Origin of the sequence: Microcoleus sp. T2B6, from assembly GCF_036700475.1 — a bacterium.
Classification (GTDB): domain Bacteria; phylum Cyanobacteriota; class Cyanobacteriia; order Cyanobacteriales; family Microcoleaceae; genus Microcoleus.
In genome coordinates, this window is the sequence record NZ_JAUBOZ010000115.1 from 1 (window position 1) to 23,003 (window position 23,003).

A 23,003-nucleotide genomic window follows, 5' to 3' on the forward strand; every position below is an offset into this window, starting at 1 on the left:
CAAAATGGTACACCGCATATTTGTCTATAAGTGTATCATTTTGTCTATTTATTCGCTACCTAGGGACTAGCTCCCTGTGGTGATGGGAGTTGTATTCGCTACTACCTACAGCATCCCCATCAGCAGCCAACCCAGGATTGCCCCACCATCCCAGTCACCAACAACAGAAAAACCCAACCCATCAGCAACGCAGCAACCCGTGCAAGCATTTGGCGGGCAAGTCGCCATGTTTGTGGGGGATAAGGGGAGAGTCATAAGTGCAGTATTTAGCCCCGATGGTCGGCAAATTCTTACCGCTAGTGCCGATCAAACCGCCCGCTTGTGGGATACCAAAGGCAATCTCCTAGTTATGTTCCAGGGAGATAAAGCGGCAAGTAGATCGGGAGGCTTCCCAGGAACCAGATTCAGTACAGCCATATTTAGTCCTGATGGCGGCCAAATTCTCACTACTACTGAGTATGGAGTCCGCTTATGGGATATCAAAGGCAATCTCCTCAAAGAGTTCCGGGGGGATCAGGAGCGGGGTGAAGTTATAAGTGCCGTGTTTAGTCCCGATGGTTCTAAAATCCTAACCAGTAGTAACTTTGGGAATGAAACCGTCAGGTTGTGGGATATCAAAGGCAATCTTCTCAAAGAATTCCAGGGGCATAAAGCAAGAATTAGCGCACCAGTCCGCCCAAAAGCTGTATTTAGCCCTAATGGTCGCCAAATCTTTACTGTCGGTTCGGATGGAACTGCCCGCTTATGGGATATCAAAGGCAATCTTCTCAAAGAATTCCAGGGGCATAAGGATCGTGTCGCCAATGCAGTCTTTAGTCCCGATGGACGGCAAATCCTCACCGCTAGTCTAGATAAAACTGCCCGCCTGTGGGATACCAACGGTAATCTCCTAACCGAGTTCCAGGGGCATGAAAATCATGTCCAAAATGCAATATTTAGCCCCGATGGTCGGCAAATCCTAACCTATAGTAGGCAAGTCCGAGTTTGGGATACCAAAGGCAATCTCCTCGCTGTGTTCGGGCAGCATGGAGATTCCCACTGGAGTTCTGTCTCGATTGCAACAGGATTTAGCCCGGATGGTCGCCAAATCCTTACCAGTAGTATGGATGGAACTGCTCAAATTTGGGATACCAAAGGCAATCTGTTGGCAAAATTGCGGGGGCATAAGGATCTCGTCTGGGGAGTATTTAGTCCCGATGGCCGGCAAATCATCACATTAGGTTGGGATAAAATCGCCCGCCTGTGGGATGTGTCAGCCGCAATTGCTGCCGAATCCGAGCAAATAGCTGTCAAGGAAAGCCTTCAGGAAGGCGTGTCCAAAAATAACGCTCAACTGGCAATATTCCGAGGGCACAATAGTGATGTCCTCAGTGCCGTATTTAGTCCCGATACCAGGCACATCCTCACCGCTAGTCAGGATAAAAAAGCCCGTCTGTGGGATCTCAAAGGCAATCTCCTAACCGAGTTCCAGGGGCAGGAGGGGCTCAGCCGCGCAATATTTAGCCCCGATGGTCGTCAAATCCTCACCATTAGTTTTGGTAGTGTTGATGCGAATGATAGCACTACCCGTTTGTGGGATACCCAAGGCAATCTCCTGGCTCAGTTGCGGGGGAGTGGCTCTTTAGGAATCTACAGTGCAAAATTTAGCCCCGATGGTCGCCAAATTCTCACCGCTGGTGGTAATGGTGGTGGTGATGATACCGCCCGCCTGTGGGATCTTAAAGGTAATCTCCTAGCTGAGTTGCAACCACCTGAGAAAGTATGGGGGGGAATAGCCACAAGTGCGGTATTTAGTCCAGATGGCCGGCAAATCCTTACTGCTAGTAACGATAAAAAAGCCCGCCTGTGGGATCTCAAAGGTAATCTCCTGGTAGAGTTTCGGGGGCATGAGAAGGGGGTCAGAAGTGCACTATTTAGCCCCGATGGTAGTCAAATCCTCACTGCCAGCGATGATGAAACCGCCCGCCTGTGGGATCTCAAAGGCAATCTTCTAGCTGAGTTCCGGGGGCATAGAGAGAGACTCACAACAGCCGTATTTAGCCCCGACGGGAAGCAAATCCTCACCTATGCTTGGGCTGAAACTGCTCGCTTGTGGGATACCAAAGGCAATCTCTTGACAGAGTTTCGGGGAGATGAAAAATATTTCTACAGTGCAGTTTTTAGTCCCGACGGCAGCCAAGTTCTCATTATCAGTAATGATGCTGCAAATGGAATCGACCCTGGTATCGCCCGCTTATGGGATACCAAAGGTAATCTCCTGGCTGTGTTCCGAGGGCATGAAAGAGGTTTCGGTGCAGTATTTAGCCCCGATGGTAGTCAAATCCTCACTGCCAGTGATGATGGCACCGCCCGTCTGTGGGATGTATCAGTAGCAATTGCTGCCCAAGCCGAGCAAATGGCAGCGCTGCAAACTTTTCGGGAAAGCGTATCTAAAAATAGCGCTCAACTAGCAGAGTTACGGCACGATAAGTATGGAGTCAAGCGTGCCGTATTTAGCCCAGATGGCCGCCAAATTCTCACCGCCACCGATAAAACCGTTCGCCTGTGGGATATCAAAGGCAATATCCTCACCGAGTTCCAGGGACACAAGTATTCTGTTGAAAGCGCCGTATTTAGCCCTGATGGTCGGCAAATCATCACCGCCAGCGATAAAACCGTTCGCCTGTGGGATAACAAAGGCAATCTCCTAAGTGAGTTTCAGGGCCGTGATCATAGAATCGAAAGTGCAGTATTTAGCCCGGACGGTCGTCAAATTCTCACTGCTAGTAGTGATAACACCGCCCGCCTGTGGGATACCAAAGGCAATCTCAAGGCTATATTCCAAGGACATGAGATTGATGTCAACAGTGCAGTCTTTAGTCCCGATGGCCGGCAAATCCTCACTGCCAGTTTAGACAAAACCGCCCGTCTGTGGGATACCAAAGGCAATCTCAAGGCAGAGTTTCGGGGGCATGAGACGAGTGTCGAAAGTGCAATCTTTACCCCAGATGGTCGCCAAATTCTAACTCTAGGCAGTGATTTCCACGGAAATGCCCGCCTGTGGGATACCAAAGGCAATCTCAAGGCAGAGTTTCGGGGACAGAAGGATGTAGATAAAGGTTCCAGTCACGATGAGAGTGTAGTATTTAGCCCCGATGGCAATCAAATCCTGATCACCAGTAACGATAGACTTTCCCGCCTGTGGGATATTTCTGGCAATCTCCTAGCAGTATTGCGAGATCATGACAGTTCTGTCAACAGCGCCGTATTTAGTCCCGATGGCCGGCAAATCCTCACCGCTAGTGAGGATCAAACCGCCCGTTTGTGGGATGCAAAAGGCCATCTTCTAGCGATATTTCGAGGACATGAGGATGGGCTCAACCATGCAAAATTTAGCCCTGATGGTCGCCAAATCCTCACTGTTAGTAGTGATAGAACTGCTCGCCTGTGGGATTTATCAGTTGGGATAAAAGTTTCTGCTGCTGAAGTAGCATTTATCAAAGGAACTCAACTTTCTAGCCAAAGCACAGTCGAATCTAAACAACTTGCACTGGGAAAGTTAGAAGAAGCCCTCGCACTTTATCGTGCAGATAGAAACTACGCCCAAGCCACACGCACTCTCCTTTCAATGGGTAAAATTTACGCCCATTTCGGACAATTTCAATCTGCCCTAGACTCCTACAATCAAGCATTACCCTTATCAAAACAAGCCGGTGCCAAAGCCGAAGAAGCCGCTATTATCAACAGTTTTGGTCAACTTTACATCGATTTAGCTGATCCTCCAAGCGCCCTGGATTACTATAACCAAGCTTTGCCCTTATTCTATCAATTAAATGACCAAGCGACAGTCGCCAACACCCTCAACAACATTGGTAATATTCACGCTGCTACAGGAAACTGGAAAAATGCCCTAGACTCCTACAACAAAGCTCTAGTCATCTCTCGACCCGCAGTTAATTTAGCAGCCGAAGCTACTGCCTTAGCTGGCATTGGTAGCACCTACATCGCTTCAAAAGAATGGTCAACTGCCTTAAATGCCTACAACCAAGCACTGAGCATCTCCCGACACTTAAACGACAAAGTAAAAGAAACCACCGTTCTCAATCAAATGGGAAAAATACAAGCTGCTTTAGGTCAGAATTCTACCGCCCTTGAAAACTACAACCAAGCCTTATCTTTATCCCAACAACTCGGTTACAAAACAGAAGAAGCGCACATCATCTACAATCAAGCCCTCTTAAACCGCCAACAAAATAACCTCACAGTTGCCAAAACCGAAATTGAAACCGCAATTAATATTATTGAAAACCTCCGCACTCAAATCGGTAGCCAATAACTGCGCCAGTCTTACTTTGCCCGCAACCAAGATTATTACCAGTTTTACATCGATTTGTTGATGCAACTGCACCTGAAAAATCCCGATAAAGGGTACGACGCCCAAGCCTTTCATGCTAGCGAACGTGCTCGTGCCCGCAGTCTGCTTGAACTCCTCAGCGAAGCCAGCGCAAATATTCGCCAAGGTGTTGACCCGCAACTGCTAGCACAAGAACAAAATTTGCAACAACAACTCAGTGATTTTCAGAATCGCAAATACCAAATTGTCATCGCTAAATCTAGCCAAGAATCTCTGGATGAAATTCAACAAAAAATCGACACGGTTCTCAAGGAACTTGCTCAACTAGAAGCTAAAATTCGCGCCAGCAGTCCTCGTTACGCTGATTTAAAATATCCCGAACCTCTCAATTTGCCACAAATTCAACAACAGGTACTCGATGACAATACGCTACTTTTAGAATATTCTCTGGGTGAGGAACGCAGTTATTTGTGGGCGGTGACGAAAACTTCTTTCACCAGTTACGAACTCCCTTCTCGCACCGAGATTGAAGCCACGGCTAAGAATTTCCGCGATACTTTAACCAAAGAGACCACGAGAACCTCTCCTCAAATGGTTGCTGAATCTGCTGAACTTCTGAGCCAAATGATCCTCGCTCCAGTTGCTTCTGAGTTGGGCAACAAGCGCTTGCTAATTGTTGCGGATGGGGCCTTGCAATACATTCCTTTCAGTGCTCTTACTCTGGAAGAATCTGAAGCGCCGCTAATAGTTAAGCATGAAATTGTTAATCTGCCTTCTGCTTCAACTCTGGCTATTCTGCGGCGGGATATGGGGACTCGTCAACCGGCTCCAAAGGCGATCGCCTTGTTTGCCGATCCTGTTTTTAGCACTGATGATGAACGGCTCAAAGGCACGAGTACATCGCCTGTAGCCAAGAATCAAACTGTTGAAAATCTGCCAGTGGAAGCGCAACAATTACAGAGATCGGCATCAGAGGCTAATATTTATTGGACTCGCCTACCTTTCTCGCGAACTGAAGCTGAGCAAATCCTGGCTTTGGTTCCTGATGATTTGGAAAAACAAGCGTTTGACTTTACGGCTAATCGTACCACGGCAACCGCTCCCGATTTATCTCAATATCGCATTGTTCATTTCGCTACCCACGGATTTGCTAATAGCAAACATCCAGAATTATCGGGATTGGTGCTTTCTTTAGTTGATGAGAAAGGCTCGTTACAAAATGGCTACTTGCGACTGAATGATATTTTCAATCTCAATTTACCGGCCGAATTGGTGGTGCTGAGCGCGTGTCAGACGGGTTTGGGAAAAGACATTAAGGGAGAAGGGTTGGTGGGTTTGACGAGAGGGTTTATGTATGCGGGGGCGCCGCGTGTGGTGGTTTCTCTGTGGAGTGTTGACGACCAAGTAACTTCTGAGTTGATGACACGATTTTACAAAAAAATGCTCCAAGATAAATTGGCGCCTGCTGCGGCACTGCGATCGGCGCAAATCGAAGTGCTACAGGTTTCAGAATGGCAATCTCCTTATTATTGGGCTGCTTTTGGGCTGCAAGGAGAATGGAATTGAGTGCGCTTCTGGCGGGAGAGGGGGAGAAAGTGGGGGAGTGCGACATGAAGAAAATATTTCCTTCTTGCTTCTTCCCTCTTCCTTGTTCCCTCTTCCTTCCAGATCCGATATTAATCGCCGACTTCCCCGACAACCTCCGCAGCAGCCTGAGTTTCGAGCCAGAGTTTGAGCAGCAAGAGCTCTGCCCGATCGCCCAACACAGTCGCAAACACGCCGTCAGCCCCCTCAGACTCGCCAGAAATCCACGTACCGCGCAAAGTAACTTCTACAAAGTCAGCATCAGCAACACAAAGGGCGATCGCATCATTGTCGTTTCGGCGCGCCTCAGATTCCAATAGAGGCAGCGCCGGCAAATTCGCGGGCAGCAAAAATGCCGCAGTGCTCGGTTCGACGCTGATGCTTTGACCAACTCGCATAGCCAGCACCACTCGCAGCGCCACTAACTGTTCGGGAGATTGAGCCAAACGCTCTAGGTTAAAGCCCGTTTCAGTATAAGTCAACTTCAGCATATTGACAGCCCTAAATTTGGAATTGAAAGTTAAAAATTGGTAATTGAAAATTGGCGATCGGGAATTGGGGATTGGGAATTGGGCATTGGGCATGGGGCATTGGGCATTGGATAGGTCGGAATGAAAAGTTTGCTATTCCGAACTAAAATCCTTTTCAATTACAGGACTGAATTAGCTATTAACTATTAGCTATTACCAATTACCAATTACCAATCCCCCATGCCCCATGCCCCATGCCCCATGCCCCATGCCCTATTCCCCAATTTGGTATTCGTGCCAAAACAGTTCGGCAAAAGCAACAGTGGGGTGTATGGGGGCCTTCGGCTTAGTTCGCAGAGACATTCCAGCTTCTATGGGAGTTCGATCGCCCTTACGAGAGTTGCACCGTTCGCAAGCAGTCACCACATTGTCCCAAGTATGCGGGCCGCCCTTCGATCGAGGCATCACGTGATCCAGCGTCAAATGCCGATTGCTACCGCAGTATTGGCAAGAATGAGCGTCGCGGCGCAGAACTTCCCGGCGATTAACCGGGGGTACTTTCCACAGGCGTTCCCTGTTACCAAAAGTCAAGCGGATTTGTTCGGGTACGTGGATGCTGGTGCTGGGCGATCGCACCAGCCAGCCGTTGCCAATGCTAAAATCAAGAGGTTCAGCCTTGCCTGTTACCAACAGTACGATCGCCCGTTTGATGTTGACACGGCTCATTGGTAGGTAATTCTGAGAAAACACCACCACAGATTGCCTCAATACATCAGTTACTACGGTCACGGCTTGCTCCTCCTCATTTGGATTTTAGATTTTAGATTTTAGATTTTAGATTTGGGATTTGGGATTTGGAATTTTCGGTGCAACGCCTGCATTGGCTACATCTGGTTTTTTCCCAGTTCCCCAAGCGGATCGAATTTCTCAAATATCCAATCAAATGCCCCCGCTTCTCTTACTTAGAAGCGGGGGCTAGAAAAACTGCGTTCATGCAAATTTTCATCCTGTCTTGGTACAGTAGTTTAGCTGTACCTCCCGCTTCGCGTCTCTCGATATGGCTGTGCCACTTGCCGACCGTGCTGGTCTACCTCGTTGTAATTAATTTCTGCAATTTCTCCTAATCCACTATAACCGGGTTTAATTAGGCCCAAGCCCGCCCACGAGGTCGCTGCGACAGTCGCAAAACCCGTGCTAAAGACGTGCCGTGACGACTCGGAGCGACCCGTGGGGCGATCGCACTTCAGTTGATAGGTGGAGTAGGTGGGGAGAAATTTCACAGCAGGCAGAAGGTGGTTAAGAGGCTTTCAATCTAGCTGTAAACATACTACACTGATATTACACATATGTCCACCCGTCACGGAGAAAAATTATGCATACCCTACCTAGAACCTCAACCACCGAAATGGAAGTGACCAGCATTCGACTCGAAAGAGAGCTCAAGGAGAGACTCAAAGAACTCGCGGGCAATCAAGGCTATCAAGCTTTGATTCGAGATTTGCTCTGGAATTACGTGCAGCAGAAGTCTGGAGAGTATCGGCAGATGTTTTCTCGATCGGATATTCGAGCTAGCATTAATGCCACAGCACAGCAGGAGGAACGCTGCGCGCTTACAGGAGAGTTGATCCGACCGGGCGGCCCGATGTTATTAGGCCTGACGATGCACGGCGAAATGGTGCCGCTGAGTATAGGGAGTATGGCTGGTTGACACTCCTGGGCCTGAAGGCATGAGGATTCTTCTATCTACGAGCTGACTTGCTCTAATTGGATTTCTCCAACGAAAGTAGAGGACAATTCTCCCGAAGCGTTATTTGCATCTAGTGCAAGAGTTCCGGTATGCCCTACCGTACTCAATCCCCGACTTAGGATTATTCTAGCTGCGTTCTCGTCTCTATCTAACAAGCACCCACATTTACAAGCGTGGGTTCTAGTAGATAGAGTTTTTTTGACAATTTCACCACAACTAGAGCATTCTTGACTGGTATATTGCGGATTTACCGCAACCGTTACCCGCTCGAATACTTTTCCAAAATATTCAAGCCAGACACGGAATTGATACCAAGATGCGTCGTTAATAGACTTGGCGAGACAGTGATTCTGCACCATATTTTTGATTCTCAAATCTTCGTAGGCTATCAAGTCGTTGGACTGAGTGACGCACCTTGCCAACTTTAGGGCATGGTCTTTACGTTGCCTGCTTATTTTGAGATGGCGCTTACCAAGAATCTGTCGAGCTTTGCCTCTATTCTTTGAACCTTTGACTTTTCTAGATACCCGACGTTGACTGCGTTTGAGAACACGTTCACCTTTCCTCAGAAACCTAGGATTTTCAACCTTGATTCCGTTTGAATCGGTGTAATATTCTTTTAGCCCGACATCCAATCCAATAGTATTACCTGTCGGCGCTGTATTTTCCTTTCGGTCAACATCAATACAGAACTGGACGTACACACCATCCGCACGTTTTACCAATCGAACCCGTTTTATTTGGTTGATTTGGTAAAAATGCAGGTCGCGTGTGCCTTTGAGTTTGAGTTTGCCAATTCCTTTTTTATCCGTGAAAGTTATCGACTTTCTGTCATCTGCAACCTTCCATCCGGTTGACTTGTACTCTACCGAGCGACAGTCTCGCTGGAACTTTGGATACCCTTTTTTACCAGGAATCTTCTTCTTGCAGTTTTCGTAAAATCGGGAGATAGCTGCCCAAGCACGTTCAGCACTTGATTGTCTTGCCATTGAGTTGAGTTCGTCAGCAAACGGAAACGTAGCTGCCAGTACAGCACAATATTTATTCAAGTCGTATTTGTTCTTTTTGGGATTGTCCATCCAATAGCGCAAACAGCTATTGCGGACAAATTGAGCGGTACGAATTGCTTCGTCTACTGCTTTGAACTGACTTGATTTTCCGTAAGATTTAAACTCAAAAACGAGCATGGCTCTACCTCCACTCTTATGCTACCGCAATCAGCACAAAACGGAGTATGGCGTAATGAAAAGTTACAATTAAAGCCGTCCTAGAAGGACGGGGTTTTCAACCCAGTTTTTTGATAAACCAGTTTATCGAAAATTTGTGAGAGCGATCGGCCTGGGGTGAAGGCCCCAGGCGCTGAAGATGGGTTTCCGAAGCATTTCAAGGAGATATATTTAACGAACCGCGAAGACGCGAAGTGCGCGAAGAAAGATGGAGAAGGAAGAAGATAGGCAATTTTAGCGGTTCGGGAGTTTGGTAATGCAGATCCGGAGGCTCGCCCCACGCGCGAGAAGAATGCTAAACTTTCCATCGGGCGTGCCGAACAGACGATCGTACATTATGATGAAAAAAATTAAAGTAATGCTGAAAAACCGCTACTTGACTGCTGCGAGTTCGATCGCCCTTCTCACAATTATTGCCGGATGTGCAGCTACTGAATCACCTCAACTTGCATCTCCCTCTCCTGTAGCTGAATCTTCCCCGCCGCCAGTTAAACCAAGTCAGCCTCAGCCCTTAATAGTCTCTGCTACCAATCCCGAAACCCCCACAAATACCAAAATCCAGCAATATCTCAACGGCTTGGCAGCCCAAGGTTTTGCCAAAGAAAACCAAGGCGTCTGGATGCAATCTGGCAATACTTTGCTAGCCAATCATCAAGGTACCGTTCCTCTGTCAGCCGCTTCTATTACCAAAGTAGCAACATCTCTCGTAGCGCTGCAACAATTCGGGCCGGAACATCAATTTATTACCTTAATTGGTACAACGGGAAAAATTGAAAACGGCGTATTAAAAGGCGATTTAATTGTGGGCGGAAGCGAAGATCCGTTGTTTGTTTGGGAAGAGGCGATCGCCCTCGGTAACGCCTTAAATCAAAAAGGCATCAAGCGAGTCAGTGGCAATTTGATAATTGTCGATAAGTTTTACATGAACTTTGAACTTGATCCCCTCAAATCGGGAGAATTGCTCAAACAAGGATTGAACAGTCAAATCTGGCCCAGGGAAGCCGCCGCCCAGTATCAAACACTGCCTCCAAATACGCCAAAACCCCAAATAGCAATTGAGGGTACTGTACAAGTTTTGTCAGCACCTCCCAATGACGTGCAGCCTTTAGTCAAACATTATTCTTTGCCCCTGGCTGAACTGATCAAAAAAATGAATCAGTACAGCAACAATCTCATGGCAGATATGCTAGCTGATACTGTCGGTGGCGCTAAAACAGTCGCGCAAAAAGCAGCAGCAGCAACCGGAGTTCCTCCCGCAGAAATTCAACTCGTCAACGGTTCGGGATTGAGCGAAGAAAATCTCATTTCTCCCCGGGCTGCTTGCGCGCTATTTCTAGCTTTAGAACGCTATCTTGAACCTTACAGCATGACAGTTGCTGATGTCTTAACTGTAGTTGGGAAAGATGAAGGAATACTGGCAGAACGGGCGCTTCCAAAATTAGCAGTAGTCAAATCTGGCACCTTGGATAATGTTAGCGCTTTGGGCGGAGCGCTGCCAACTCAAAAACAAGAAACTGTGTGGTTTGTGATTATGAATGGAGGGGCAAATGTCGAGACATTTCGCACTCAGCAAGAGGTTTTGCTGAAAAGCTTTTTGAATGAGTGGGGAAGTGTTCAAGTTTCGCCGCCGGAATTAACGCCAAATCCTGCTAGAAAGAGTAAGGTATCTCGCAGCGAAATTGTCAATTGATATCAATTCCGGTTGCACTCATACATGATTGTTGACTGTTGACTGTAGACTGTTGACTGTAGAAGGAGGGGTGGAAAAACTCAATGGTTGAGTGTTAAGTGTTGACTCGATTTTATTATTCCGATGCAACCGGAAACGATATGATTGGAGGCTTACGCATGGGGGCCCAGAAACCGGTTTTTTTTACAAAAAGACGCCTTGTCACCCGCAAATTCAGCAAAAAATCCGGTTTCTTTAGTTTGTAGGGTGTGTCAGCACAGAAAAGTGGAATTTTTAGCTAAAATAATGCAAGCTGATGCAACCTAGGAGTACAAACTAATTTAATTAGGGGTTTTTGCCCTAGCGACTACAATGCCGATCGCACTTTCGACTCTGCTAATATATCTCTGTAAGTCGTAAGCAACTGTTACCTCCCCAGCCGGCGAAGCGTGAATTAAACCCATATTGCCGTCCGCATTGCGGTAGACTAAACCTGTGTGGGTGACATCCAATCCTTTAACATCGGTGGCTACCGCTACAATATCCCCCGGTTTTAACTGAGAATAAACACTTTTTATCCGATTTGTGGGGATGTAATTAACAGGAGTTTTGGCTAAGTCTGCTTCTTGGCTGACTATGCACTGATAAGTTGCTTCGTCTTTGAGCATTTGCGGGTAACTGCTGCGGTGCTGACTCATGAAATTTAGTGTTTTATTCATGGGCACTCCGCCTAATTCGGCGGTGATATTTTCCACAGTTTGCCGTTTTTGATTGTCGTTAATCCAGTCGGAAAAATAGTGCAATCTGCTGCAATAACCGTTCATTTTACCGTTTAAATACCGCTGTTCTTCTATGCGATTTACAAAGTTTTGATAGTCGTAATCTTGTACTGCTACGCCCCTGGCGATCGCCAAAACGGTTTCTACAAATAAAACGCAATCAAATTTATTCAAAGTTACGATCAACTTTTCTTCGCCGGATTTGTCCAGCAAACCAGCGGCGTAGGGCTTCCCTAGGAAATTATTGGCGATCGCCTGGACGATTTCTCCGATCGAGCGATCGTGCAAATTTTGTTGTTTTGCATACTGTACAACCTGTTCAAAACGTGCTATGTCTTCAGGTTGTGCAGCGGTTTCTCTCTCCGTGTTATTTGAATTATTTGAGTCCGATCGTCTCGCCAGCACTTTCAGCAATTCGGAATAGGAAATTTCCGCTAAATTGTTGAAGTCCCACAACATACTCGGAAAACTGGAAACAGTTTGCTTGTTTGTTATCTCCAGATTTTCGCTTTTTCCCGTCAAGGAAAACGCTACATCCGCGCCCTGTCCTGCTGTTTGTCGATCGACAACATATCCCGTAGCAGATTGAGACTGAAATGCCCAAACATCAGGTATCAAAGAATTATTCACGCCGACGATCGCAAATCCCAAAACAGCCAGACTCCAAAAATTTCTCATGTTTTTCAAAGGATTTTGCTTCAACTCAGTGCTATCCTGAAAATTTTACAATTACTAGAAGTCTCAATCAGCCTAGTAGACAGATAAACTTGGCAACAGCGGACTAGATCGATACACTTGTCATTTAGATGCCGCCCTATTATAAACTGATCGTGCGAGTTTGATAGCACAAAACTGTAATGCAAGTAGAACGCCGACGCCGCCCCATCGGGCCGCAACCCCCAATCGAGTCCCGACGCCAAAGCACCGAGCGCCCATTCCAGTCCCGACGCCAAAGCACCGAGCGCCCAGTGCTATCTCGTCGTCGCCCAATCCCGACCCGACGCCCCATAGACCTCTTGCAAAAGTCGCTCTCAATTCTGGGAATTATCTGGGTTAATCTGCGTTCATCTGCCTTGTATCTGCGGTTGACCGATCGAGCAAAGATTCATGCAACAGGTCTAATCCAATCCCGACGCCAAAGCAGCCAGCGCCCCGTCGGACGCCGACGCCAAAGCAGCGAAGGCCCAGTGCCATCTCGTCGCCGAGTGAGGACGAAATTTTCTCGGCTAAAATACCGTAACATTTTGTGTTTAATCGCCGGGGCGATCGCGATCGGTTGGATTGTCACAATACCGTTCAGAATTCGCCGTGCCCCAGAACCGCCAGTCATATTGCCTCAACAGGCCGTCTCGCCTCAAGAAACACTCTCGCCTCCGACAATTGAACCATCGGAAAATTTAGCCGATCGTCAAAGCGAGCCTACCTTTAGCTACAACATCAAAACACCTCCCAATCCAGTTTACTCTCAAGAATTGCAAGGGATTGTTGATGAATCTGTGAAAATTGCAACCAGCAAAGGACTGCCTGCTGAACGGCTATCAATTAGCTTATTTGATGTCAGCAATTCCCAAAGTCACACATTTGCCGGATATCAAAATCAAACTCTCCGATTTCCCGCTAGCGTTGCCAAGTTATTTTGGATGGCAGCGTTTTACGCAGCCATAGAAAAAGGCATCATTACGCAAAGAGAATCTGCCTTTAAAAACGACCTAGAGCAAATGATGCGCGTCTCCAATAACGATGCTGCCAGCCGACTTTTAGACAAAATCACAGATACAAAATCCGGCGGCAGGCTCGCAGGAGAAGAGTTGCAAACCTGGCTGAAAAAGCGCACTCAAATTAACACATTTTTCCAGTCGGCCGGCTACAATGATCTTCGTATAAGCACCAAAAATTATCCCATATACTATTTAAGACAAGAAGGGCCAATCGGTCGCGACTTGCAATTGCGGGGCGATGCTTCTGTGCCGATTCGCAATCAAGTAACTACCGACCAAGCAGCCAGATTAATATATGAAATCTATACTAGGCAAGCGGTTTCCAGCGTCGCCAGCCGCAAAATGGCTTACTTGCTAACGAGAGACTTAGACCCCAAGGCTTGGAAAAAAGACCCTCTCAACTCAATACAAGGATTTCTCGGCGAATCTTTACCACCTAATATTTATTTTGGTTCCAAAGTAGGCTATACTTCCAAATCCCGCAGCGAAGCGGCATTTGTGAGAACTTTAGACGATCGCGCCATTTATATCTTAGTTGTTTTCGCAGACGATCCGGCTTATGCCAAGGACGAAACAGCATTTCCGGCAATTTCCCGATACGTTTTCGATCGGCTAAACGATCGTGGCCCCAGCACTTTGCAGTGATATGGAGTAGTGCCTGTTGACTGTTGACTGTTGACTGTTAGTCGAAAAACTGAATGATGGTTAGATGCAATCGGGTAGCATCGGAATTATTCGTCTCTCTGTTCTCTTCCTCTGTTTTCTCTGCGTCAACAGCGGTTTAATCATTCCAATGCAACCGGATTTGATATGAGTGTTGAATGTTGACTCGATTTTACAATTCCGGCGCGGTCAGAAGTGAGATTATGCACAAACAACTGTTTCTGCGAAAAATGGGTACTGGCGGCCAAAAAAAACAATTTTTTGACCACAACTCTATGCTTTTAGGTTAGCTAAAACCCGCATAAATAAATCCGGTTTCTGATATCCTATGATACTATGTCCGGCCCATTACCCTTAATAGGGTAAGGGCGGGTTCACGAAAAATATCTGCCAATAATTGACAATCTCAAAAACCCGCCCTTTTAATCACGGTCACTCGATCAGACATGATATGAGCAAGTGCTAATTAAGTTTGTCGTAATGAAGTCGTTTTTCTCTCGTCTGCCAAGCGCTAACTCTAAACGGTGAGTTTAACAATTGATTTACTGGATACAATTTAACTGGGGCGAAAGGATTCGAACCTCTGAATGGCTGGACCAAAACCAGCTGCCTTACCACTTGGCGACGCCCCAACGTCTCAACATTTAATATAGTAACACCCAGACACGGGAATCTGTCAAGCATTTTGACAATAAAATTTAAAAAATGTTTTTGGAACCCGTCGCCTGCAGGTTTATGCTTTGCTCGCAGGGGGGCGAGCTACCGGGATTTCAATCCTGAAATCCGCTCCCTGTCCCGGTTCCGAGATACACTTCAAACTTCCTCCGTGTTTTTCCACCACTATCTGGTAGCTGATAGACAAGCCGAGCCCCGTACCCTTGCCTACAGGTTTAGTGGTAAAGAAAGGGTCAAACAAGTGGCATTTAGCTTTTTCGGGCAATCCGGGCCCGCTGTCTTGAATCCGAATCACCACAACTTGACCCCTCGACTTTCCTGACTCATCAGCCTCCGAGTCTGGGTTCACCACCGCCGTCGAGATTTTGATCGTCTTGGGCGGAGGCTGATTTTCCAAAGAGTCGATCGCATTCGCCAAAATATTCATAAATACTTGGTTGAGCTGTCCGGGATAGCACTCTACCTTCGGCAAGTTGCCGTAGTCTTTAATTACCTCAATTCCCGGCACTAGCCCGTTTGACTTCAAGCGACTCTGCAAAATCAGCAGCGTGCTGTCAATCCCTTCGTGAATGTCCACCGGCTTCATCTCGGCTTCGTCGTGCCGTGCGAAGTTCCGCAGAGACAGGACAATTTGGCGGATGCGTTCAGTTCCCATCTCTATTGAAGACAGAATTTTCAGCAAATCCGGCACTATGAACTCAACATCGATTTCTTCGTTTTTGTCGAGTATTTCGGGGCAAGGCTCGGGGTAGTGCTTTTGATACAAGTGCAGCAAATCCAGCAGATTTTTCATGTACTGCTTGCAATAAGTCAAGTTGCCGTAAATAAAATTAACCGGATTGTTAATTTCATGGGCGACGCCGGCGACCATTTGACCGAGAGAGGACATTTTTTCGTTTTGGATGAGCTGAGCTTCTTTCTGCTGCAACTGCAGCAAAGTTTCCGTAAGTTGGCGGGCTTGAGTTTGAGCTGCTAAGGCTGCCGCCCGGGTTTGGGCGTAGAGTTCGGCTTGGTCGATCGCGATCGCCAATTGATCCACCACCGCTTGCAGCAATTCCACTTCGCTCGTCGCCCAAGAACGGTGGCTGCTGTAATGGTTACAAACTACAGCACCCATTTGACCGGAGCGAGTCTTGACAGGCAGCAGCAGGTTAGAAACAATCCCGATACTGCTCAAAAAAGCTCGCGTGGGCGGTTCGATGCACAGTGCTGTGGCAGTGTCGCCGAGCCGGAGCGTTTGGCGGTGGCTAATTTTCTCGGCCAGCAGGGTTACTTGTTCGATCGGGTATTCTGTAAGTCGGTCTTTCAGTTCGGGATTTGCCGCTTCGTGGGTGATTGCAAAGCTTGGCTGCCCGTCTCGCGAGATGGAATACCACAAAAAGTAGCACTGGTCAACCTGCAACAAGCTGCGAATTTCGTTGACAGCCGTATCTAAAATTTTGTCGAGATCGAGGGAATTCCGCATCTGGCTGGCGAGGCCGAAGAGCAGGGCTTCGCGGCGGCTCAACAATTCTTCTCGGGCAGTGACGCGATCGATCGCCACGGCGATGGCGTTAGCCATGCAGCCCAGAACTTCTAGCGCTCCCTCGCTTGCCAAAGCGTTACTGCACAGAGCCATCACTCCCACCAACCGATCCTCCACAATCAGCGGATAGGCGGCGCAGAGAGACGGGTTCGACAGTAGGCACACAGGAGCCGTTTGGAGGTTTCCGGCTTCTGTTCGCACCCAATCTTCTATTTCCCGTGCCCACTCTTGGCTGCTAAGTCCTGAATTTGCCTGCAATTCTAACCGCTCTGTCTGCTGGTTGAAAGTCCAGATGCTCGCCCCTGTGGCGTCGAGGTACTCTACCATTGCCTCGGTGCAGCGGTTGAGGATGAACGATATTTTCCCGCCTTGTCCGAGGGCTGCACCGACTTTAGCTTGCAGCGTTCCCAAGCGAGCTCGCTCTTTTAGGGACGCGGCCGTTAGTTGGCGATCGGATGTGTCGCCGGGGCTGGCAACGATTTCTCGGATTTGTTGGGTATCGTCCGCGCCCCCGATGCCCGCTGAAGCTTCCCACGCATATTGAGATTTGCCTGTTTCCCCCAGCGTCGGGAGCTTTTTTGTTTCGTATATTGTTGTCATGCTGCTCTGTGGCGTATGTACCGCACGCCAGCTCGATCGGGTCGAGCCAGAAACTAACTCCGAGATTTGCTGGCTGTCGGAGGTGATATCTTCTACCTCTGGCAACTGTTTCTGGGCTTTGACTAATTCCCAGCGCAGCTCCACCAAACTCGCAACTTGCCGACTCAAAGCTTGCATAGCTTCTATCGTTTCTTTTGTCAAGTCTCGCGGCACTGAGTCCATGACGGATAGCACTCCCAGCACATTCCCATCAGAGCTGACAACTGGGATTCCGGCGTAAAATTTCACGAAGGGGTAGAAAACGATCAGCGGATGCTCGCCAAATCTCACATCTGTGGAAGCGTCTCGAACAATGGCTGCAGGCAGTCCTTTAAAGGAATTTATAGGGAGTTCGATCGCCAATTCGGGAGCAACTGGCGGTTTTTGCAGGGGAATTGCCCGGTCAAATTCCGAGTTTGAGTTTGAGCCGACTGCGAACTCTTCGGGAATTTGATCCAGGGCGCGAGCGCAAAAATTCAGGTAACGGTGGGCCAAAGTTCGATCGATACCTAGCTGCGACTTCAACCAGTGGCGGTTTCCGTCAATCAAGCTCAAGAAAGCAATAGGAGTTCGGCTAAGCTGAGCTGCCAAACCTACCAAATTGTCCAAGCAAGCGTCTGGAGCAGAGCCGAGAAGCTGATACAAGTCAATGTTATGGAGCTTGAACACTTTTTTATCAAGAGGCAAGGGTGCTTTCATCATGTGTAACTGCCCGTCTAGTTGCTGGCAACCGCCCTTCTCAATACTTTCGAGAAAAACAAGCTATGAATTGTGTGATGGGAGACTGTGGGCGCAAATTCGGCGCAGGCTGCTTGCGCCAAATTCCGACTAACCTCTTGACTGATCTGGAAACTTTTGGGTTATGGGAGTTAGAGCACCCCAGATCTAAGACTATATAAATTATACTTCCAGTTGACTATGCTTTTGAATACCTCCGGCTCTCTAAATCTAAGAGCCTCTGTTGGGAGGAAGCCGCTTTCCCAAATATATGACTATTGCTTACCTTTAATTTTTTAATCAGTTTAATTGTATTTTAACAGACTTGTCTAATCGTGGGTAGCTGGCTTGCTGGTAGATTTAAATCAGGGGTTTGTGCCACAATACCAGTGTCCTTTACCGAGCTGTGCCGATTCCGACCGTTCAACTACAGTTAGGAGATGAATTACAAAAGATTGGTAAGATGTTAAACTTTGTAACAAGAGTTGTTCAAACTCGACCTTTTAGGGTTTATGGGCCCGGATGCACATTTTGCAACTGTTGTAATTGCCGATCGACCACTCTCCCAATCCCTTTTTTTGGGCTTGAGGTAAAAAAAACCGGGCTAAAGTTTCAACTAACGCTCCAACGGGGTTGACAATTATTGCACAGAGACAACTCTCAAAAAATGACGGCGGGAATTATGTTTGGTATTTTCAACAACTATAAATAAACAGGGAGAAGAATATGTCTGCAAGTAGCAGTCAAGTACCAACTATTTTGGCAGTTGATGATAGCGTCGTGATGCAAGGACTTGTTAAACAGGCCTTAAGCAAAGAGTTTCGAGTTCTCGTAACCGACAATGCAGTGGATGCTTTGTCAACGATTTATCACGAACAAATTTCGGTTTTGTTGCTCGATGTTTCGATGCCTGGTATTGACGGATTGGAACTCTGCCGCACGGTGCGGAGCTTGCCTCAGTTTCAGAATTTGCCGATCGTAATGCTGACAGCGCGAGATGGAGCCTTTGATAAGGTACAGGGGCGTTTGGCGGGAGCAACAGAGTATTTAACTAAGCCTTTTGATGCTGATAAGTTACGCGAGGTAATTGGTAAGTTTATCAAAATCAAATAATCGGAATAAAAAAAATCAGTTTTGAGTAATTAATGAAGTAATTTGAGTAATTAATGAAGTAAAAAGTTTGGCTCGCGCTCTCTGATCCTCGACTTCTTTAACAAGTCGGGGGGCGGGGTATTCTGCACTATTTGCGAGGTAAGCTGTTGGGCATCTAAATTGTATTTTTTGGGCGGGCGAGACGCCCACCCCACAAGACTTTTCTTAAATTTGACTCTACAATTTAAATGCACTTCAGCTTAAGTCCTAAATTTTTAATTTAGCCAGGAGTAGGGGAGCGATCGCACTGACAGGTAGAACATATTGGGCGGCACCGAGGGCGATCGCCTCCTTGGGCATTCCGAAGACAATGCAGCTAGCTTCGTCTTGGGCGATTGTCAACCCCCCTTGTGTGGCGATAGCCAACATTCCGTCAGCACCATCTCTACCCATTCCTGTCAGCAAAACCCCCGCTGCTGCCCGACTATAAAAATTAGCTACCGACTTAAATGTCACCGTTACAGAAGGGCAGTGTCCCGCGACATGAGCCGATTCTGAATAAACAAATCGCCCTTGAGAGTCCAATTCTAAATGACGTTTTTCCGGCGGGAAATAAACAGTCCCTGCTTGTGGCAATTCCCCAAAAGAAGCTATCTTAACAGGCAGTTTTGATTCATTACCTAGCCAATCAACTAATCCTTGCAAAAAACCTTCACTGATGTGCTGGACACAAATTATAGGCACTGGAAAACTAGCCGGAAGTTTAGAAATAATCGTGTACAGTGCTTGCGGCCCCCCTGTTGAAGCCCCTATAGCCAATACTTTAATAGTTGGAGATTTAACATTTTCGTTGGAGAACTTGTAATTAGCAACTGGTGCTTGGTTGATTTTTACAACTTGATTATTATTATATTCTGTTGGGATCTTTTTTTGATGCCGTGTAAATACTTTAACTCCTGAGAGGATTTTAACTTTAGCTATTAATTGATTGGCGAGGCGAGCGTAATCAGATACCAACCCGCCAATCGGTTTCGGAAAAACATCCAATGCACCAGCCTTTAACAGTTGAAATACATTCTGAGTATCATTCGCTTGCACTGAAGCACTAATTACTAAAATGGGTAGCGGATATTTCTTCATTACTTCTTCCGTAAATTCTAACCCGTTCATTGGTACCATGTTCAAATCCGTACAGATTACTTGGGGCTGAAGTTTGGGGATTAATTCTAGCCCTTCTAATCCGTTGCAAGCGGTTCCTACAACTTGGATGTCTGGCGAGGACTCAAAAATTCGTTTGAGGACGAGCGTAACTACTGGAGAATCTTCAACTAACAATAGTTTAATGGGCGATAACATCAGTTTGCTGGGAAATGGGGAATGGGGAACGGGAAATGATAAATTCGGCATCCATGCACGGGGAATTTTTCACTAGACACAGGGCATTGGGCCTTGCTAATTGGTAGTAAATAACAAATAGCTAATAACTAATGACTAATGACTAATGACTAATGACTACACTAACCTTTTTAGTGTCTCTACCAGCACATCTTGATTGAAAGTACCTTTAGGAATATAAGCATTTGCCCCCGCATCAGCACCTCTTTTTTTATCTTCATCGGATGCCAAAGATGTCACTAAAATTATCGGCAACTCACTGTATTCTTTTTGCTCCCGAATCTTAATAGTCAGGGCCAAACCGTCTAAATTGGGCATTTGTATGTCAGAAATCACAGCATCAAAATCGCGAGTTTTCAATTTATGGAAAGCATCCAACCCGTCTACTGCAGTCACAACTTCGTAACCCGCACCTTCCAGGATGCGTTTTTCTTGAGTGCGCGTGGCGATCGAGTCTTCTGCTAATAGTATAACTTGTTTTCTGCTGGCAGTCTCAAGTTGCGATCGCGCACTCCCAACCCCACGAGACGAAACTTGCTGGCGTACAGATTTTATCAAATCGTGGGGATTGAGTACCATACAAACTTCCCCAGTAGCGAGAATGGTGGCACCCGAAACATTTCGCACCCGTTTCAGCAATTGACTTTGAGGTTTCATCACCACATCCTGTTCGTCTATCAAAGCATCTACAAATAATCCCAATCTTTCCTCCCCTACTTTCAAAACAATACAAGGCATTTTTGAAGTGGAATTTACGAAGTATTTTTGATTTTTTATCAGACTTTCACTCCCGGTTTCCTGTCTCAAATACCGATTCTTTTGCCAGCCTTGTCTAGTGTTTAATTCTAGTAAATCTGTCAGATGAGCAACTGACAGAGGCTGACCCTTTGAAAGTATAGTTTCCTTACCTTCTATAGCAAATATCTCAGACGGAGACACCTGTTGTGCCGTGTCTACAAACTCGACTGGCAGAGCATAAGGAATGTCTTCAACTACGACAATTAATACATTTGCTGTAGCTAAAGACGTGCTGATTTGCAGCCTCAAAGTGCATCCTTTTCCAGGCAAAGACTCTACTTGAATACTACCTTTTAGGGCTTCAACATTAGTGCGAACTACATCTAAGCCCACCCCGCGGCCCGAAACTTCGGTAACAAATTTTTTGGTCGAAAAACCCGGAGTAAAAATTAAAGATTGTACTTGATTTTCTGTCATTTCTGCCAGTTGTTCAAGCGTACAAAGATTACGTTTGACAGCCGTTTGTTTAATGCTCTCTAGATTTAGTCCCCGGCCATCATCAGCAAGTTCAATAATAATATTGCTAGCAATATTATAGCCTTTGATTCGGAGAGTAGCCACGGGAGGTTTACCTAGTTGTTTCCGCTCCTCAACAGTTTCAATACCGTGGTCGATCGCATTTCTAATCATGTGCATTAAAGGGTCTTTCATTTCCTCTAAAATGCGTTTATCGGCTGTAGTTTCGCCTCCTTCAATCACTAATGCAACTTCTTTCCCTTCCCGTTTCGCTAAGTCTCGAACAGTTCGAGGAAATAAATTAAAAATAGTAGACAAAGGCAGCAGTCTCAGAGTGCGAATTCCTGATTCTAATGCCTCGGCGATTAATTCGAGTCTGGCAGTATCTTCATAAACTCGATTTCTCAAGCGGTTGACTAAAGTTCCGAGACGTTCTAAACGTTCTTCTGTACGTTGATAGTAATCCTGCAATTGGCTAAATTTACCGTTGGCTTTAATACCGTTTTCATCTATTTGCATCCGATCGAGAGTCAAGCTCGTTACAAAATATTCTCGGCTCCACTCTTCCCACAAAGTTGTAATTTGTTCGAGCTCTGCAACTCGGTGTCCTAGCCGAGTTTTTGTGACAGTAAGTTCCCCTGCTTGAGTCATTAAATCGTCTAAATTTTGAGTAGCAACGCGAATGGTTTCAATGCGGTAAGATGAGGTAGAGGATGCAGTAACTGCCGACTGCGACGCCGACGCAGGGGCGGGTTCAGAAGGTGCAGGCAAGTTGTGAGCTTGCAGTGGAAATTCGGGCTGGGATTGTCGGGGTAAAAAAGAGGAATTCTTCTCTAAGTTAACGACTTCTGAATTTTCAACGTTGGTTTCTGGTTGTTGGGTAGGAGGCTCAGTAAATTGCGGTTCTACCAACGGTTGTTCTGGTACTGGTGAAGATGATGGCTCTACTATTGAGGCGGCCGCCTGTGGCTGTAACTGACTAGAAGCACCCATCATGCTAGCGAGGATATAAAATGTATTAATGCCGGAATCTTGGCCGGTAACGGCTTCGTTAACGAGTTTGCGGATGGCCTCTAAACCTTGCGAAAGTCGATCGCTAATATCTGAATTTAGTGGAGTTTCTCCCCGCTTGACACCTCCCAAAATATGCTCCATTTGATGAGCTAAAGATGCTACATTTTTTACTCCCAGCATCCCAGCATCACCTTTAAGAGAATGGGTTTCCCGCAACAATTGTTCTAACTTAGCGAAGTCGTCTGGATGTTCTTCTAAGTACAGCAATCCGTCATCTAGTTTCTGTAAGTGTTCTTGACTAGCGACTTTAAATACATCTCGAAGTTCTTGATCTTCAATCATCATATATGTTTTTGAGTAAGAGGTAATTGAGCATGGCTCATGGGCAATTGGTAATGATAATTATCTTGACTACTCAGTTGATTGCTAATGACTAATGACTAATGACTAATGACTAATGACTAATGACTAATGACTAATGACTAATGACTAATGACTAATGA

14 protein-coding genes and 1 tRNA gene are annotated in these 23,003 nt (G+C 46.6%); 6 read left to right on the forward strand and 9 right to left on the reverse strand.

The annotated features are described in order from the left end of the window. Positions 1–82 precede the first annotated feature (82 nt). Both QUA00_RS31200 and QUA00_RS31205 read left to right on the forward strand, forming a co-directional pair. On the forward strand, positions 83–4,315 hold the full coding sequence (locus QUA00_RS31200) for an eIF2A-related protein (RefSeq protein WP_333412263.1): 4,233 nt from the start codon (positions 83–85) through the stop codon (positions 4,313–4,315). Between the two features lie 60 nt (positions 4,316–4,375). Next, positions 4,376–5,899: a CHAT domain-containing protein gene (locus QUA00_RS31205; RefSeq protein WP_333412264.1), complete on the forward strand. Its 1,524-nt coding sequence runs from the start codon at positions 4,376–4,378 to the stop codon at positions 5,897–5,899. Between the two features lie 110 nt (positions 5,900–6,009). Here the strand turns inward: QUA00_RS31205 and QUA00_RS31210 are convergent, their stop codons facing one another. From QUA00_RS31210 to QUA00_RS31220, 3 genes are all read right to left on the reverse strand, one after another. Beyond that, positions 6,010–6,408, reverse strand: a complete 399-nt coding sequence (locus QUA00_RS31210) for an alr0857 family protein (protein ID WP_333412265.1) — start codon at positions 6,406–6,408, stop codon at positions 6,010–6,012. A gap of 252 nt (positions 6,409–6,660) precedes the next feature. Next, positions 6,661–7,176 (reverse strand): HNH endonuclease, encoded by a 516-nt coding sequence (locus QUA00_RS31215; protein ID WP_190660760.1) that lies wholly within the window; start codon positions 7,174–7,176, stop codon positions 6,661–6,663. 236 nt (positions 7,177–7,412) lie between these two features. After that, complete coding sequence (locus tag QUA00_RS31220) at positions 7,413–7,667, reverse strand: hypothetical protein (protein WP_333143882.1); 255 nt, start codon at positions 7,665–7,667, stop codon at positions 7,413–7,415. 92 nt (positions 7,668–7,759) lie between these two features. Here QUA00_RS31220 and QUA00_RS31225 point away from each other — a divergent pair, with 92 nt between their 5' ends. Continuing rightward, positions 7,760–8,095: a ribbon-helix-helix domain-containing protein gene (locus QUA00_RS31225; protein WP_039886507.1), complete on the forward strand. Its 336-nt coding sequence runs from the start codon at positions 7,760–7,762 to the stop codon at positions 8,093–8,095. A 35-nt stretch (positions 8,096–8,130) separates the two neighbouring features. Here the strand turns inward: QUA00_RS31225 and QUA00_RS31230 are convergent, their stop codons facing one another. Continuing rightward, on the reverse strand, positions 8,131–9,321 hold the full coding sequence (locus QUA00_RS31230; RefSeq protein WP_333143883.1) for a transposase: 1,191 nt from the start codon (positions 9,319–9,321) through the stop codon (positions 8,131–8,133). Between the two features lie 331 nt (positions 9,322–9,652). Between QUA00_RS31230 and QUA00_RS31235 the strand changes: the two genes are divergently transcribed. Beyond that, positions 9,653–11,050, forward strand: coding sequence for a D-alanyl-D-alanine carboxypeptidase (locus QUA00_RS31235; RefSeq protein ID WP_333412266.1), 1,398 nt, complete (start codon positions 9,653–9,655; stop codon positions 11,048–11,050). 320 nt (positions 11,051–11,370) lie between these two features. Here QUA00_RS31235 and QUA00_RS31240 read toward each other — a convergent pair whose 3' ends face one another. Beyond that, positions 11,371–12,486, reverse strand: a complete 1,116-nt coding sequence (locus tag QUA00_RS31240; protein WP_333412267.1) for an N-acetylmuramoyl-L-alanine amidase-like domain-containing protein — start codon at positions 12,484–12,486, stop codon at positions 11,371–11,373. A gap of 179 nt (positions 12,487–12,665) precedes the next feature. Between QUA00_RS31240 and QUA00_RS31245 the strand changes: the two genes are divergently transcribed. Further along, the gene (locus QUA00_RS31245; protein ID WP_333412268.1) at positions 12,666–14,171 is read left to right on the forward strand and encodes a serine hydrolase; all 1,506 of its coding nucleotides are present in this window, start codon (positions 12,666–12,668) and stop codon (positions 14,169–14,171) included. A 578-nt stretch (positions 14,172–14,749) separates the two neighbouring features. Here QUA00_RS31245 and QUA00_RS31250 read toward each other — a convergent pair. Both QUA00_RS31250 and QUA00_RS31255 read right to left on the reverse strand, forming a co-directional pair. After that, a tRNA-Gln gene (locus tag QUA00_RS31250) sits at positions 14,750–14,821 on the reverse strand. Positions 14,822–14,922: 101 nt separating this feature from the next. Beyond that, positions 14,923–17,730: a GAF domain-containing protein gene (locus tag QUA00_RS31255; RefSeq protein WP_333412269.1), complete on the reverse strand. Its 2,808-nt coding sequence runs from the start codon at positions 17,728–17,730 to the stop codon at positions 14,923–14,925. A 741-nt stretch (positions 17,731–18,471) separates the two neighbouring features. Between QUA00_RS31255 and QUA00_RS31260 the strand changes: the two genes are divergently transcribed. Further along, entirely contained in the window at positions 18,472–18,858 is a 387-nt protein-coding gene (locus tag QUA00_RS31260; RefSeq protein WP_015175702.1) for a response regulator, read from the forward strand. A 246-nt stretch (positions 18,859–19,104) separates the two neighbouring features. Here QUA00_RS31260 and cheB read toward each other — a convergent pair whose 3' ends face one another. Beyond that, positions 19,105–20,193 carry a chemotaxis-specific protein-glutamate methyltransferase CheB gene (gene cheB, locus QUA00_RS31265; RefSeq protein WP_333412270.1) on the reverse strand — a complete coding sequence of 363 codons (1,089 nt, stop codon included), beginning with the start codon at positions 20,191–20,193 and terminating at the stop codon, positions 19,105–19,107. A 156-nt stretch (positions 20,194–20,349) separates the two neighbouring features. Beyond that, positions 20,350–22,842 carry a hybrid sensor histidine kinase/response regulator gene (locus QUA00_RS31270; RefSeq protein ID WP_333412271.1) on the reverse strand — a complete coding sequence of 831 codons (2,493 nt, stop codon included), beginning with the start codon at positions 22,840–22,842 and terminating at the stop codon, positions 20,350–20,352. Between the last annotated feature and the right edge of the window lie 161 nt (positions 22,843–23,003).